Consider the following 16643-nt stretch of genomic DNA (forward strand, 5'->3'; position numbering starts at 1 on the left):
ACTTTTCAACGTCAACGGGTTCGGTCCTCCACTTTGGGTTAACAAAGCTTCAACCTGCCCAAGGGTAGATCACACGGTTTCGCGTCTACTACTACTAACTAAACGCCCTATTCAGACTCGCTTTCGCTACGGCTGCTCCGCTTAACGGATTAACCTTGCTAGTAAAAGTAACTCGTAGGCTCATTATGCAAAAGGCACGCCGTCACACGCCAAGGCGCGCTCCGACCGCTTGTAAGCGTATGGTTTCAGGATCTATTTCACTCCCTTATTCAGGGTTCTTTTCACCTTTCCCTCACGGTACTGGTTCACTATCGGTCTCTCAGGAGTATTTAGCCTTATGGGATGGTCCCCACAGATTCATACAGGATTACACGTGTCCCGCACTACTCAGGATACCACTAAATTAATATATCTTACCTATACGGGACTATCACCCTCTTTGGTCAGTCTTTCCAAACTGTTCTAATTCAATATACATCTTATATCGTGGTCCTACAACCCCAGCACTGCCGTAACAATACTGGTTTGGGCTAATCCGCGTTCGCTCGCCACTACTAACGGAATCACTTTTGTTTTCTTCTCCTCCGGGTACTTAGATGTTTCAGTTCTCCGGGTTCGCCCCTATTTCTAGGTACTATATCTTCAATATAGTGGGTTGCCCCATTCGGATATCTGCGGATCATAGTGTATGTGCCACTCCCCACAGCTTTTCGCAGCTTATCACGTCCTTCATCGCCTCTGAGAGCCTAGGCATTCCCCATACGCCCTTAATTAGCTTATGCGTCTTTGCTTTAACTTGCTCTTTTAGTTTATTCGTCTTGTTATCTCCGATAAAAGATAACAAAACACTCTTTTAATTTATTATCATTAATCATCCTATCTCTAGAACAATTAATGCTCGTATTCTTTAAATCAATATGTCAATGAACGTTTTTCTTAATAACAATATAAAATCAATGATCATAAATACTTTTTCACTACGTGAATCCTGTGATTTATAAACTATCAATCCAATACCTAAAGAATTGTGGAGAATATCGGAGTCGAACCGATGACCTCCTGCGTGCAAGGCAGGCGCTCTAGCCAGCTGAGCTAATCCCCCGTCTTTTTAGTAAGTAGTAATAAGTATTCAGTAATCAGTTTGATTTGATGTACTGTGTACTGCAAACTGCGTACTGTAAACTGGTTTCCCAACTTCTAAAATTTCCTTTTCAATAATATAATCAATGAACTTAATTTCATAGTAGTAAGCCTTAAATAATCCATAATAAGTCTTTTTTTTACTCATTACTTCATACTTAATACTTTATACTAAAATCGTAGTCTCAGGCAGACTCGAACTGCCGACCTCTACATTATCAGTGTAGCGCTCTAACCAGCTGAGCTATGAGACTGTTTTATAGTAGTGAGTAATCAGTAATGAGTACTTAGATAAAATCTAAAACAATCCTTACTTAATACTTAATACTCCGTACTCAATACTAAAAAAATAATTAATTAACAGCATAAGACTAAAAATACCTTAAAATAACAATTCCTGTGTATCGTCTTTCTCTAGAAAGGAGGTGTTCCAGCCGCACCTTCCGGTACGGCTACCTTGTTACGACTTAGCCCCAGTTACCAGTTTTACCCTAGGCCGCTCCTTACGGTGACGGACTTCAGGTACCCCCAGCTTCCATGGCTTGACGGGCGGTGTGTACAAGGCCCGGGAACGTATTCACCGGATCATGGCTGATATCCGATTACTAGCGATTCCAGCTTCACGGAGTCGAGTTGCAGACTCCGATCCGAACTGTGATAGGTTTTATAGATTCGCTCCTTGTCACCAAGTGGCTGCTCTCTGTACCTACCATTGTAGCACGTGTGTGGCCCAGGACGTAAGGGCCGTGATGATTTGACGTCATCCCCACCTTCCTCGCGGTTTGCACCGGCAGTCTTGCTAGAGTTCCCGACTTGACTCGCTGGCAACTAACAACAGGGGTTGCGCTCGTTATAGGACTTAACCTGACACCTCACGGCACGAGCTGACGACAACCATGCAGCACCTTGTAATATGTCCGAAGAAAAGTCTATCTCTAAACCTGTCATACTACATTTAAGCCCTGGTAAGGTTCCTCGCGTATCATCGAATTAAACCACATGCTCCACCGCTTGTGCGGGCCCCCGTCAATTCCTTTGAGTTTCATTCTTGCGAACGTACTCCCCAGGTGGGTTACTTATCACTTTCGCTTAGCCACTCAGACCGAAGTCCGAACAGCTAGTAACCATCGTTTACGGCGTGGACTACCAGGGTATCTAATCCTGTTCGCTACCCACGCTTTCGTCCCTTAGCGTCAATACATTATTAGTGATCTGCCTTCGCAATCGGTATTCTAAGTAATATCTATGCATTTCACCGCTACACTACTTATTCTAACCACTTCATAATGATTCAAGACCTGCAGTATCAATGGCAATTTTCCGGTTGAGCCGAAAACTTTCACCACTGACTTACAGACCCGCCTACGGACCCTTTAAACCCAATGATTCCGGATAACGCTTGGATCCTCCGTATTACCGCGGCTGCTGGCACGGAGTTAGCCGATCCTTATTCGTAGAGTACCGTCAGAGTTCCACACGTGGAACTGTTTCTTCCTCTATAAAAGTAGTTTACAACCCATAGGGCAGTCTTCCTACACGCGGCATGGCTGGATCAGAGTTGCCTCCATTGTCCAATATTCCTCACTGCTGCCTCCCGTAGGAGTCTGGTCCGTGTCTCAGTACCAGTGTGGGGGATCCCCCTCTCAGGGCCCCTATCTATCGATGTCTTGGTAAGCCGTTACCTTACCAACTAACTAATAGAACGCATAGCCATCTTATAGCAATAAATCTTTAATCCTTAATGAATGCTCACTTAGGATACTATAAGGTATTAATCCAAATTTCTCTGGGCTATCCCTTACTATAAGGTAGGTTCTATACGCGTTACGCACCCGTGCGCCGGTCGTCAGCATTGTGCAAGCACAACCTGCTACCCCTCGACTTGCATGTGTTAAGCCTGCCGCTAGCGTTCATCCTGAGCCAGGATCAAACTCTTCATCGTGTATTCTTAAATATTATTTAACAATAACAACAGGAATTTAAAATCGTAATCTCAAAAATATTTCTAGTCTTAATTCTTATATGTAAAACAATTATATAAATACAATTGCAATACGCGCTGTCAATCAATATATCAATGAACTCTTTCAACGAACCCAACACAATCTTCATTGCTGGTCGTTAATCGTAAATTAAAAAGGAATCGAACCTCAAAAATGACCTAAATCAAACTACTCCAGTATAATTTTTATTCTTATGAACTTCGCTTGTTTCTCAAAGCGGGTGCAAATATACAACCCCTTTTTAAACTACCAAAACTTTTTTAAAATAATTTAAAATAATTTTTTAAGCCTCGAACAATAACCAAACAGAGTCCCTAAAAAACTCCCTCAACTACCGTAAACAAACAAAATCCTAATCAATGAACTAAACAAAAACAATATCCCGTTTTGCGGGTGCAAACATACAACCCTTTTCCGTTAAATCAACAACTTTTTTAAAGAAAATTTTAATCTTTTTATAACACCCTAGAAACATTAAACTTACAAACAGAAAAATAATAAATAAATCCAAAATTAAAACAAAACAACCTCTAAACTAACAACTATAGATTTACTAAAAGACTACTTCCCCACTCCTTAATATATAGCAACACAAAAAACATTCATTCAAAGGCTAATAAAAATGTTTACTATTTTAATAACGGTAATTATTGTGAGGGTTTTATTATCGTATTATCTTTGCGACTTTAATTTAGAAAAACAATGATCAAAATTAAGTTGCCGGACGGTTCGGTTAGAGAATACAATAGCGGTATAACTGCTATGGATGTTGCAAAAGATATAAGCGAGGGATTTGCTAGAAATGTAATTTCGGCAAAATTCAATGATACTATCATAGAAACATCAACAGAATTAACAACCGATGGAGATTTAGTTTTGTTCACCTGGAGAGATGATAACGGAAAAAAGGCTTTTTGGCATTCTTCAGCACATATTCTTGCTCAAGCGCTTGAGGAATTATATCCTGGAGTTAAACTATGGGTAGGTCCTGCTATTGAAAAAGGGTTTTATTATGATGTAGATTTAGGAGATAAGGTTATTTCTGAAAAAGATTTTAAGGCCATAGAGGACAAAATGCTGGAAATTGCTCGAGGCAAGCATGATTTCGCAATGAGATCAATAAGCAAATCTGAAGCTTTATCCTACTATCAAGGCAAAAACGAATACAAAGTAGAATTAGTTGAAGGACTTGAAGACGGCACTATTTCATTTTGTGACCACGATACTTTCACTGATTTATGTAGAGGTGGTCATATTCCAAATACAGGTATTGTAAAAGCTGCTAAAATAATGAGCGTAGCGGGTGCTTACCATAAAGGAGATGAAAACAACAAACAATTAACCCGAGTATACGGAATCACTTTCCCGAAACAAAAGGAACTGAAGGAATATCTAGAATTACTCGAAGAAGCAAAGAAAAGAGATCATAGAAAACTAGGTAAAGAACTAGGATTCTTTACTTTTTCTCAAAAAGTAGGTCAGGGATTACCTTTATGGCTACCAAAAGGTGCTGCGTTACGCGAACGATTAGAACAGTTTTTAAAGAAAGCTCAGAAAAAAGCTGGATATGAAATGGTTGTAACACCTCATATTGGACAAAAAGAACTATATGTTACATCTGGTCATTATGCAAAATACGGCGAAGATAGTTTTCAACCAATAAGCACTCCTGCAGAAGGGGAAGAGTTTTTACTAAAACCTATGAACTGTCCTCATCATTGTGAGATATACAACAGTGGTCCATGGTCATACAGGGACTTACCTAAACGTTATGCAGAATTTGGTACTGTTTATAGATACGAACAAAGTGGAGAACTTCATGGACTTACAAGAGTACGTGGATTCACTCAAGATGATGCGCATATATTTTGTACACCTGATCAATTAGATGAAGAATTTAAAAAAGTAATTGACCTTGTTTTATATGTTTTCGGATCTTTAGGTTTTGAAAACTTCACTGCACAGGTATCTGTAAGAGATCTTGATAATCCTGAAAAATATATCGGAGATGTTGAAAATTGGGAAAAAGCTGAGAATGCAATTATCAACGCTGCAAAAGATAAAGGTTTAAATTATGTGATCGAAACCGGTGAAGCTGCTTTTTATGGTCCAAAATTAGACTTCATGGTCAAAGATGCTTTAGGCAGAAGCTGGCAACTAGGAACAATACAAGTAGATTATAATTTACCTGAACGTTTTGATTTACAATACAAAGGTAGTGACAATGAAATGCATCGACCAGTAATGATTCACAGAGCTCCTTTTGGAAGTTTAGAAAGATTTATTGCTATTTTATTAGAACATACTGCCGGTAACTTCCCGCTTTGGTTAATGCCTGAACAAGTTATTGTACTATCAATCAGCGAGAAATATGAAAAATACGCTGAAAAAGTTTTAAATTTGTTAGAAAATAACGAAATTCGCGCCCTTGCCGATCATAGAAATGAAACAATGGGTAAGAAAATTAGAGAGGCAGAAATGAAAAAAATTCCTTACATTGTTATTGTGGGGGAACAAGAAGAAAATGACAATACAATCTCCGTAAGAAAACACGGAGGAGAAGATATTGGAGCGATTAGTATTGATAAGTTCGCTGAAATAGTTACAGAAGAAATAAGTAGAACGTTAAAACCATTTAACGGATAGTAAAATAATTAAGTTTAATTTAAAAATTTAAAGTCATAGCAATAAGAAGAAGAAGGTCTCAAAAACCACTAAGAGTAATCAAAGAAGATGCTCACAGAATCAATCATAAAATTAGGGTTGAGGAAGTACGTCTTGTAGGCGATAACATAGAAGTTGGCGTATATCCAACTAAGAAAGCACTAGCCCTTGCAGAAGAGCAAGAGTTAGATCTCGTGGAAATTTCTCCAAAAGCGGTACCTCCTGTTTGTAAAATAATGGATTATAAAAAGTTCTTATACGAACAGAAAAAAAGAGACAAGGCTCTTAAAACCAAAGCTACCAAAGTTACCATTAAGGAGATTAGATTTGGCCCTAATACTGACGAACACGATTACGAGTTTAAGAAAAAACACGCGGTTAAGTTTTTAAGTGAAGGTGCTAAGCTAAAAGCTTACGTTTTCTTTAAAGGACGTTCTATCATATATAAAGATCAAGGGCAAATATTATTATTAAGACTTGCTCAAGAATTAGAAGAATATGGTAAGGTAGAACAAATGCCTAAATTAGAAGGTAAGCGAATGATAATGTTTATTGCTCCTAAGAAAACAAAGTAATTAAAAATCTCTTAGCATTAAGAGGTTTTAAAGATAATAAGTGAGATTATTATAAAAACAAGGATACAATGCCTAAAATGAAAACAAAATCCAGTGCTAAGAAGCGTTTCAAGCTTACTGGTACTGGTAAAATCAAAAGAAAGCACGCTTTTAAGAGTCATATTTTGACAAAAAAATCTAAAAAGCGTAAGCTAGCTTTAACGCACTCTACGTTAGTGCATAAAAGCGATGAAAATAGTATTAAAGAACAATTACGTTTAAAGTAATCGCTTTTTAATCAGGTTAAAATTATTACAAACCCAGGAGTTGGGCCTTTAGATTTTAAGATTTACACAAAGTAAGTCTTAAAATTATAAAAGACAAAGAGTACGCCACGGCGCACCGCCTACTACTAAAAAATTTAAAATTATGCCAAGATCAGTAAATTCAGTTGCGAAAAGAGCTAGAAGAAAAAGAGTTCTTAAGCAAGCAAAAGGTTACTTCGGACGTCGTAAAAACGTTTGGACAGTAGCAAAAAATGCAGTCGATAAAGCAATGTCATATGCTTATAGAGACCGTAGAAACAAAAAAAGAACTTTCCGTGCTTTATGGATCACTCGTATTAATGCAGGTGCACGTATACACGGTATGTCTTATTCTCAATTTATGGGAAAAGTAAAAGCTAATAATATCGAATTAAACCGTAAGGTTCTTGCAGATTTAGCTATGAATAACCCAGAAGCTTTTAAAGCTATTGTAGAAAAAGTAAAGTAATTTTTAAATAATATATTTTCTCACTTATAGTAAAAACCTCGCCTTTAAAAGCGAGGTTTTTTATTGCAGTTAAACGATATAATATGTTTTTAATCGATGAAAAATAACTTTTTATCGATTGGAAATAAAATTAACTGCCATTTTTTTACTACTTTTGACCTGATTGAATTAGAAACAAACGGAAGACTTAATAATTTATCTTTAACTTTTCACATACTATTTTTTGTTTGGTATGTTTTTAATTCTGTTTTTATGAGTGTTTTTTTTGGGGAAAAACATAAAGATTAATCTATGACTCCTTACTCTAATTTTTGAAATTAGATATTTACGAATAGATGTGATCAATAAAAAAACAAAGCCCCATGATCCAAAATTGGTTTAAAACTCTACCAAAAAAGAGAAAGTCTAAAGCCCCTTTAAGTAGAGAGGAAAAAGACATTCTATACTTAATAAATTTTCTTTGGAAAGAGATTGACAAACCTGCCAATGCTTCGGATGTAAAAGCTAAAATAGAAATTTTCAACAAGCTTTCTTTAGACATAAAAATCCAATCACTTCCAGAATTATATCTACTTCTAGAAGATCATCTAATTGAAAAAAACACTGTTCACAATTACACCAAACAAGAACTAAGAGATAAAATACGTACTGATCATAGTTTTTTATTCAATTATCCAAATTTCACACCCATTTTACAGGGACTTAAAAGACAAGAACTATCCATCTGTAAAATATTTCTAATTCATGTCTTAGAGAAATCTTTAGAGTTAATTGGTGTTTTTAACGACCCTGATTTAGAAAAAATAAAAACTGATTTAAACACTTATGACCACTCCAATACTATAGAGATAAATGAAGGAAGAAAAGAGTTATTGAGGTTTTCTTCTACAATATTTCTCAAGATAAAAGAGAGTTTGGGCGAGAACACTATTGCTAATATATATCTCAGTGTATACAAACAACATTTCCAATCCTATCACCTACTCGACTCTTTTACCGCTACCTTAAATGTAATCCCTGAGGATATATTTGCTAAAGACCTTATCAATTTTCCAAGTAAGCAACAAATGCTGAAAATGCTTCAAAAGCAATTACATAGTTTAGAAGATGTTAATGAAAGGCTTACAAAAGAAATTATTGAACGAAAAAAAATAGAAGATGAACTAAAAGATAGTGAGCATCTAAAATCTAGAATTTTGGATACTGCTTTGGATGGGATTATTTTAGTAGATAAAGATGGTGTAGTATTAGATTGGAATAAACAAGCCGAAATTATCCTAAGAGTAAGTAAAAAAGAAACTATAGGCCAAAGTATTTACGCTCTTGTCCCATATAAACTAAGAGAAGAATTACGTAGTAGTTTTGATAATTATATTACAACTGGAGAAGGGGAATTGATTAACAAAAGAGTAGAAACTTCTGTCCCCTTAAGAGATGGAACTTTAGTTTACGTAGAACTCACCATAATTGCTATCAAAACAAAGGATGGCTATTTATTCAATGCCTTTTTCAGAGATATAACAAATAGGAAAATTATTGATAATGACATAAGAGAGGCAAAAGTATTTGCAGAAAAATCAGCAAAAGCCAAATCGATTTTCTTATCCAATATGAGCCATGAAATAAGAACTCCATTGAATGTTATATTGGGGCTCACAGGTATTCTTCAAAAAAGCGAATTTTCTAATCCGGAAGTGGATAAAGCAAATCTTGATGGCATTCAGTTTTCGGCAGAAAATCTTTTAGTACTAGTAAATGATATTTTAGATTTCTCTAAAATAGAAGCTGGTAAACTTACTTGGCAAGAAACAGATTTTAATATACACGAACTTATTAATAACATTTCTAGAGGTTTTAGAATCAAAGCTGATGAGAAAGGGCTTAATTACAAAACAATTATAGATCCCTCTTTACCTAAATTTATTATTGGGGATCAGTTTAGATTGAATCAGATTTTAACAAATCTTCTAGGTAATGCTATTAAGTTTACTCAAAAAGGAGAAGTCATCATAAGTATAAAATCAGAAGAAAAAGAATCCGATAACATCGTGATAAACTTCTCCGTAAAAGATACCGGTATAGGAATAGCTGAAGATAAACTTAATAATATTTTCAATAGCTTCTACCAGGTTCATGAACCTGGTAAACATAAAATTGAAGGAACTGGTTTAGGACTTTCGATATCTAAACAACTTATCGAATTACAAGGTGGTATTCTAACTGCAGAAAGTACTCCTAATCATGGTTCTGATTTTAAGTTTTTGATTAAATATAAAAAAAGTAAGCTAACATCTTCCAAAGACATTTCGGATTCAAAATCAAAAGTAAAAAACACTACTTCTTTATTAGGAATGCGTGTTCTGATTGTAGAAGACAACAGGATGAATCAGTTCTTTATTAAACAATTATTCTCTAATTGGAACATCTTAGCAGACATCGCTGAAAATGGAAAGGTTGCATTAGAGAAACTTGAGAACACCTCATATGATCTGATTTTAATGGACATGCACATGCCGGTTATGGATGGCCCTGAGACTACTTTTCGTATTAGAAATTCTAATGACTTAAAAATAAAGAATATACCTATAGTTGCCTGTTCTGCGGATGTTTTTCCTGAATCTAAAAAAACCGCGATAGAATCAGGAATGGATTTTTATCTTACAAAACCTATCAGTGAAAAAGCACTAGAAGAATTATTATATAATCTAAAACCTAAATTAACAAAGAATACATCAGATCTAAACAATACTATGGATATACTGAGAAGTAACACAATTAACGATCATCAAAAATTATGTGACTTTTCTATGCTATACCAAACCTTTTCTGGAGATAGTGAAACTATTAAATCGATACTTCAGATATTTATAGAAGAAACACCAAAGGATTATAAAAAATTACAATCAGCGGTAAAAGATAAAAATGTACTATTAGTTTCGGAACTTGCTCACAAACTAAAATCAAGTTTCAAAACGCTAGGCCTATCAGAACAAGCAACTATTCTTCAACAAATGGAACATTATGGAAAAACAAAACTTAGTTCTGGTTATGTTTCACAACTAATGGATATACTAGACACTTCATACCCATTAATTATTTTAGAAATCAAAAATCAGCTTACTAATTTAGCTTCTTTAAAGCTAAAAAATGAATAATTTTCTCCTTCTCTTGCTATATTTGTTCCTATGCATAAACAAATTACAAGTAACCAAAATCCTAAAATAAAATTCTTAAACCAGCTTAAGGACAAATCAAGAGTCCGTAAAAAGGAAAATCGTTTTTTTATAGAAGGTAGAAGAGAAATATCCCTTGCTATTTCGGGAGGATATCAACTAGAACATATATATTACTGCGATTCCATTATTTCTAAAGAAGAGGTTTTTTCGATTACAAAAATAAGTAGTTCTGAAATCGATTATTTTGAAATTACTTCTGAAATTTATCAAAAACTTTCTCATAGATCCACAACTGAAGGTATTTTGGCTATAGCAAAATCAAAAGAAACACTCCTTAGCAATTTAGATCTACATACAGACAACCCATTAATCCTAGTTGCAGAATCCCCAGAAAAACCGGGAAATATTGGTGCACTACTTCGTACCGCTGACGCTGCAAAAGTTGATGCCGTTTTAATAGCAAACCCAAGAACCGATATCTATAACCCTAATATTATTAGATCTAGTGTTGGATGTGTGTTTACAAATAAAGTTGCTGCTGGCAGTACATTAGAAATTATAAATTTCTTAACTAATAAAAAAATAAATATTTATGGAGCTGCATTACAATCTTCTGAAAATTATTACACCCAAGATTATACTAAACCTACCGCAATTGTCGTTGGTACAGAAGATAAGGGCTTAACCGATGAGTGGTTAAAAAACACTACCCAAAACATTAAAATCCCCATGAGTGGTGTTATAGATTCGATGAATGTTTCAGTAGCTGCAGGAATATTAATTTTTGAAGCAAAACGACAACGTAATTTTGTTGTCTGATACCTAAAAAATCATTAACTTTCTTGACCTACAAATCCCAAAGCTACAAACCTATACAAATGACATCAAACCTGCTGTTTTACCTATTGATTGCTATTATCATAATAGTATTTCTTATAGATTCTTTACTTGATATTCTTAATGCTAGACATTATAACAATAGTATTCCTGAAGAACTTTCTGATGTATATCCCGAAGACGAATATCAAAAGTCCGTAGCTTATAAAAAAGCTAACTATAAATTTAAGATGGTTTCTTCATCGGTATCCTTAATTATTATGCTACTATTCTTTTTTCTCGATGGTTTTGCTTGGGTAGATGGAATAGCCAGAAGTTTTTCGGATAATTCGATTATAGTAGGACTTATTTTTTTCGGTATTATAATGATTAGCAGTGATATATTATCAACTCCAGCAGCTTATTATAAAACCTTTGTTATCGAGGAAGAATTTGGATTTAATAAAACTACTACCAAGACTTTTTTTATTGACAAAGTAAAAGGCATCATCATGATGATTATTGTTGGAGGTTGTCTATTGGCATTGATTATGTGGTTTTATGAAATTACAGGAAAAAATTTCTGGATATATGCCTGGGCCCTAATTTCTATTTTTACATTGGCAATGAATATGTTTTATGCAAAACTTATCGTTCCATTATTTAATAAACAGACACCACTAGAACCTGGAGAACTTAGGGATACAATTCAAGAGTATTCTAATAACGTTGGATTTCAGTTACGAGATATTTTTGTAATAGACGGATCTAAAAGAAGTACAAAAGCAAATGCTTATTTCTCTGGATTAGGTAGTGAAAAAAGAATCACATTATACGATACATTAATCAAGGATCTTAATAAAGAAGAGATCGTAGCTGTTTTAGCTCATGAAGTAGGTCACTACAAAAAAAGACACGTAATAATAAATCTTCTTTTATCTATTTTACTTACTGGAGTTACATTATGGTTTTTATCTCTTTTCATAGCAAATCCTTTACTTTCTGAAGCATTAGGTGTAGCTGTACCTTCTTTTCATATTGGACTGGTTGCTTTTGGAATCCTATATAGCCCAATATCCGAAATCACAGGACTCATAATGAATATTGTTTCTAGAGCGTTTGAATTTCAAGCAGATGATTACGCCAAGAACTCTTATGATGGTGAAGCGCTCATTAATAGTCTTAAAAAATTATCCAAAAACAATCTTAGTAATTTAACACCCCATCCAGCGATGGTATTCATACATTACTCACATCCACCACTTTTACAAAGAATAAAAAACATACGAAAACAAATGAATTAAGATAGACTTGGTGGTTACAATTCTTAATTGTATTTTTAACTATTACTCAAGATTAAAACTAAGTTTTTATTCATTGATATTACACACAATCACATTAAAAAAAAGGCTTTCTAAGAAAACTTTATAGTATGACTGAAGCCGCTATAGAACAGGAAAACAAACAAATTGCAAAGCAATATAAAGAGTTGCTTCGTATTAGTTATCGTGATCTCAGTAAAGACGATAAAAAACTAATACGACAGGCTTTCGATATTGCCGTAGATGCACATAAAGATCAGCGACGTAAAAGTGGTGAAGCCTATATCTTCCACCCTATCGCTGTTGCTAAGATAGTAGCTAGTGAAATTGGTTTAGATGCAACCTCCATTGCTGCTGCGTTATTACACGACGTAGTTGAAGATACCGAATATACTTTAGATGATATTGAGCAAATGTTTGGAGAAACTGTTGCACGTATTGTAGATGGATTGACAAAAATATCTTCTTTAAAAAAGGATAAAGATATTTCGCTACAAGCAGAAAATTTCAGAAAAATGTTGCTTACCCTTAATGACGATGTAAGGGTTATTATTATTAAAATCGCAGATCGTTTGCACAATATGCAAACAATGGACTCTATGCGTCCTGATAAACAGGTGAAAATCGCTTCAGAAACCTTGTATATCTATGCTCCGTTGGCACACAGAATAGGGCTTTATAATATTAAAACTGAATTAGAGGATTTAGGATTAAAATATACAGAGCCAGAGGTTTACAAGGACATCTTAGAAAAAATCAAGGAGAGTAAAGAAGAACAGGATGCTTATATAAAAAGGTTTTCTGATAAAATAAAAGAGGGGCTTGATAAAGAAGGGCTTGATTATGAAATAAAAGGACGACCTAAGTCTATTTTTTCGATCAGACGTAAAATTCTGAAACAGAACATAACATTCGATGAAGTCTATGATAAATTCGCAATAAGAATTATCTACAAAGCTGATGACATAGAAAACGAAAAGTTCATTGCTTGGAAAATTTATACCATTGTTACAGATTACTATCGTCCCAATCCTATTAGATTAAGAGACTGGATTTCTCAACCTAAATCTACGGGATATGAAGCACTACATATTACTGTAATTGGACCTGACAGCCAATGGGTTGAAGTTCAGATTCGTAGTGAACGTATGCACGAGATTGCAGAAAAAGGATACGCTGCGCATTATAAATATAAAAATACAGAAGAAAAACAGGATCAAGGTCTTGATGGATGGCTTAATAGATTACAGGAAGCTTTAGAAAACTCTGAAGCCAACGCAGTAGATTTTGTAGAGGAATTTAAGTTAAATTTATACGCAAAAGAAATCTTTGTTTTTACTCCTGAAGGTGATCTAAAATCTTTACCAAAAGGTGCTACGGCTTTAGATTTTGGGTTTAGTGTGCATACCGAAGTAGGTTTAAGAACCAGAGGTGCTCGAGTTAACAATAAACTGGTTCCGTTAAGTCATGAACTTCATAATGGAGACCAAGTAGAGATTATTACTTCTTCAAAATCAAAACCTTCCTCTAACTGGCTAGACTATGCTACCACGGCAAGAGCTAGGTCTAAAATAAAATCTGCCTTACGTGATGAAAAGAAACAAATTGCGGAAGAAGGAAAAGTAATACTTAAACGTAAACTACGCTCTCAAAAAATTACCATGAGCGAAAAAGTAGTAAACGAACTCGTACTCTACTTCAAGCTTAAAACTAGCCAAGATCTCTTTTATAGGGTAGGTATAGGAACCATTGATAATCAAAAAATCAAAGAGTTCGCTACTACTCGTAGTAATGTATTTATGAATTTTATCAAGAATAGAATTCGAAGAGGGAACCCTAAAAACATTGTTAACAAAGATGAAATTACCTCTAAGTATGATCTATTAGTTTTTGGTAAAGATTCTGAAAAGCTGGAGTACAAATTATCCAATTGTTGTAACCCTATTGCAGGTGATGATGTTTTTGGATTTATTACGGTTAACGAAGGAATTAAGATCCATAAAAAAGACTGTCCTAATGCACTGCAATTGCAGAGTAATTATGCTTATCGTATCATACAGGCAAAATGGATTGACTCTAGTCAAGAAGTATTTAAAGCAGTTATTAGACTTAATGGAATCGATAATATAGGTGTTGTCAATGAAGTTACCCAAATCATATCAAACAATATGCATTTAGCAATTTACAATATGAATTTTGATACTAATGATGGAGTTTTTACCGGTAAAATTACAGTTGGTGTTAAAAATAAAAACACATTAAAAACAGTAATTCAAAATCTTACCAAAATAAGTGGGATTGATAAGGTTATACGAGAATAAGTCTTTCTTTTTTTTTATGAATAAGTATTTATAAATTGGTCTCTCACTTATAAAAAATAATGTAAATTTGCTTTTTTAAGCATTATGAGTACTAAAACAACTACGCAAAACGATCAAAACATCGTTAAAAATGTGTTTACAAGTTTTCTAGAGGAAAATGGTCATAGAAAAACACCTGAACGTTACGCTATACTTCAGGAAATATATGAAAGTGAAGAGCATTTTGATATTGAGTCACTATATATCAAAATGAAAAACAAAAACTATCGTGTTAGTAGAGCTACACTATACAATACGATAGAACTTCTACTAGATTGCAAGTTAGTACGTAAACATCAGTTTGGTCAAAGCCAGGCGCAATACGAAAAATCATATTTCGACAGACAACACGATCACCTTATTCTAACGGATAGCGGCGAAGTTCTGGAGTTTTGTGATCCAAGAATACAATCCATAAAAAAAACAATCGAGGAAATTTTTGATGTAGATATTACAAATCATTCATTGTATTTCTACGGAACTAAAAAGAACCCAACTAATCAAGAAAACTAATGGCGGTAAACTTATTACTTGGTCTTCAATGGGGAGACGAAGGTAAAGGAAAAATTGTAGACGTTCTTACAAAAAATTATGATATTATAGCTAGATTTCAGGGCGGTCCTAATGCGGGACATACATTGGAATTTGATGGTATTAAACATGTATTACATACGATTCCTAGTGGAATTTTTCACGATAAAGCAATTAACTTAGTAGGAAACGGTGTTGTTATCGACCCTGTAATTTTTAAAAAAGAATTAGATAATCTAGCTAAATTTAACTTAGATTATAAATCAAAGTTAGTAATATCTAGAAAAGCACACTTAATACTACCAACGCACAGAATTCTTGATGCCGCATCAGAAGCTTCTAAAGGAAAGGCGAAAATTGGTTCAACATTAAAAGGAATTGGTCCTACTTACATGGATAAAACCGGTAGGAATGGTATTCGTGTTGGAGATTTAGAATTAACCGACTGGAAAGAACGTTACCGTAATCTAGCGAACAAACATGAAGCTATGATCGATTTCTATGATGCAAAAATAGAATACGATCTTGAAGAATTAGAGAATGAATTTTTTGAAGCAGTTAAAACATTAAAATCTCTGACTTTTATTGATAGTGAAGAATATCTTTATCAAGCACAAAAAGAAGGAAAAAAAATATTAGCAGAAGGTGCACAAGGATCTTTACTAGATATTGATTTTGGGACATATCCTTTTGTAACATCTTCTAACACAACTGCTGCGGGAGCTTGTACTGGATTAGGAGTAGCTCCTAATAAAATCAAAGAAGTATTTGGTATTTTTAAGGCATATACTACTCGAGTAGGTAGCGGACCTTTTCCAACGGAATTGTTTGATGAAGATGGAGAAACTATGGGACGCATAGGGAATGAATTCGGTGCTACCACAGGAAGAGCTCGTAGATGTGGATGGTTAGATTTGGTAGCCTTAAAATATGCTGTACACGTAAATGGTGTAACACAATTAATGATGATGAAGGGTGACGTATTAAGTGGTTTTAAAACCCTAAAAGTATGTACTGCTTATAATTATCAAGGAAAAACTATCACTCACCTACCATACAATATAGAACCAGAAAATGTAACTCCTGTATATACGGAGATGAAAGGTTGGTCGGAGGATCTTACCAAAATGAATGATAAGTCGCAATTTCCTAAAGAATTAAATGACTACATTGAGTTTTTGGAAAAAGAACTAGAAACTCCAATCACTATTGTTTCTGTTGGACCAGATAGGACTCAGACAATACATAGGTAACAAAATTTCAATACAAAAAGTAAATCCCCAAGTTTCTTAGATACTTGGGG

At 34.4% G+C, this 16643-nt stretch carries 11 protein-coding genes, 2 tRNA genes and 2 rRNA genes (1 of these 15 only partly in view); 10 read left to right on the top strand and 5 right to left on the bottom strand.

What is annotated here, in order from left to right; all coding sequences use genetic code 11:
* The 5 genes from D1818_RS04795 to D1818_RS04810 all read right to left on the bottom strand — a co-directional run.
* Window positions 1-782: ribosomal RNA gene (locus D1818_RS04795) — 23S ribosomal RNA — on the bottom strand (it extends 2049 nt beyond the left edge of the window).
* 246 nt (window positions 783-1028) lie between these two features.
* A tRNA-Ala gene (locus D1818_RS04800) sits at window positions 1029-1102 on the bottom strand.
* A gap of 27 nt (window positions 1103-1129) precedes the next feature.
* Entirely contained in the window at window positions 1130-1288 is a 159-nt protein-coding gene (locus tag D1818_RS25230; protein ID WP_162897261.1) for a hypothetical protein, read from the bottom strand.
* A 32-nt stretch (window positions 1289-1320) separates the two neighbouring features.
* Window positions 1321-1394 (bottom strand) — tRNA-Ile (locus D1818_RS04805).
* 164 nt (window positions 1395-1558) lie between these two features.
* Window positions 1559-3082 (bottom strand): 16S ribosomal RNA (locus tag D1818_RS04810).
* Together the 16S and 23S rRNA genes with 2 tRNA genes alongside form the textbook arrangement of a ribosomal RNA operon.
* 763 nt (window positions 3083-3845) lie before the next feature.
* Between D1818_RS04810 and thrS the strand changes: the two genes are divergently transcribed.
* The 10 genes from thrS to D1818_RS04865 all read left to right on the top strand — a co-directional run bounded on the left by thrS (window position 3846) and on the right by D1818_RS04865 (window position 16593).
* Window positions 3846-5789, top strand: coding sequence for a threonine--tRNA ligase (gene thrS / locus D1818_RS04815; RefSeq protein ID WP_118456657.1), 1944 nt, complete (start codon window positions 3846-3848; stop codon window positions 5787-5789).
* A gap of 77 nt (window positions 5790-5866) precedes the next feature.
* On the top strand, window positions 5867-6382 hold the full coding sequence (gene infC / locus D1818_RS04820) for a translation initiation factor IF-3 (RefSeq protein WP_255424797.1): 516 nt from the start codon (window positions 5867-5869) through the stop codon (window positions 6380-6382).
* Window positions 6383-6450: 68 nt separating this feature from the next.
* Complete coding sequence (gene rpmI, locus D1818_RS04825) at window positions 6451-6648, top strand: 50S ribosomal protein L35 (RefSeq protein WP_027394180.1); 198 nt, start codon at window positions 6451-6453, stop codon at window positions 6646-6648.
* A gap of 142 nt (window positions 6649-6790) precedes the next feature.
* Window positions 6791-7135 (top strand): 50S ribosomal protein L20, encoded by a 345-nt coding sequence (gene rplT / locus D1818_RS04830; RefSeq protein ID WP_027394179.1) that lies wholly within the window; start codon window positions 6791-6793, stop codon window positions 7133-7135.
* Window positions 7136-7497: 362 nt separating this feature from the next.
* Complete coding sequence (locus D1818_RS04840) at window positions 7498-10290, top strand: ATP-binding protein (RefSeq protein ID WP_118456660.1); 2793 nt, start codon at window positions 7498-7500, stop codon at window positions 10288-10290.
* Window positions 10291-10320: 30 nt separating this feature from the next.
* Entirely contained in the window at window positions 10321-11130 is an 810-nt protein-coding gene (locus D1818_RS04845) for an RNA methyltransferase (RefSeq protein WP_118456661.1), read from the top strand.
* Window positions 11131-11189: 59 nt separating this feature from the next.
* Window positions 11190-12431: a M48 family metallopeptidase gene (locus D1818_RS04850; protein WP_118456662.1), complete on the top strand. Its 1242-nt coding sequence runs from the start codon at window positions 11190-11192 to the stop codon at window positions 12429-12431.
* Window positions 12432-12559: 128 nt separating this feature from the next.
* Entirely contained in the window at window positions 12560-14770 is a 2211-nt protein-coding gene (locus D1818_RS04855; RefSeq protein ID WP_118456663.1) for a bifunctional (p)ppGpp synthetase/guanosine-3',5'-bis(diphosphate) 3'-pyrophosphohydrolase, read from the top strand.
* Between the two features lie 84 nt (window positions 14771-14854).
* Window positions 14855-15322, top strand: coding sequence for a Fur family transcriptional regulator (locus D1818_RS04860; protein WP_118456664.1), 468 nt, complete (start codon window positions 14855-14857; stop codon window positions 15320-15322).
* Window positions 15322-16593: an adenylosuccinate synthase gene (locus D1818_RS04865; protein WP_118456665.1), complete on the top strand. Its 1272-nt coding sequence runs from the start codon at window positions 15322-15324 to the stop codon at window positions 16591-16593. Before D1818_RS04860 ends, D1818_RS04865 begins: the two co-directional genes overlap by 1 nt.
* The last annotated feature ends 50 nt before the right edge of the window (window positions 16594-16643 follow it).

The sequence above is a fragment of the Aquimarina sp. BL5 genome (assembly GCF_003443675.1).
Lineage (GTDB): Bacteria > Bacteroidota > Bacteroidia > Flavobacteriales > Flavobacteriaceae > Aquimarina.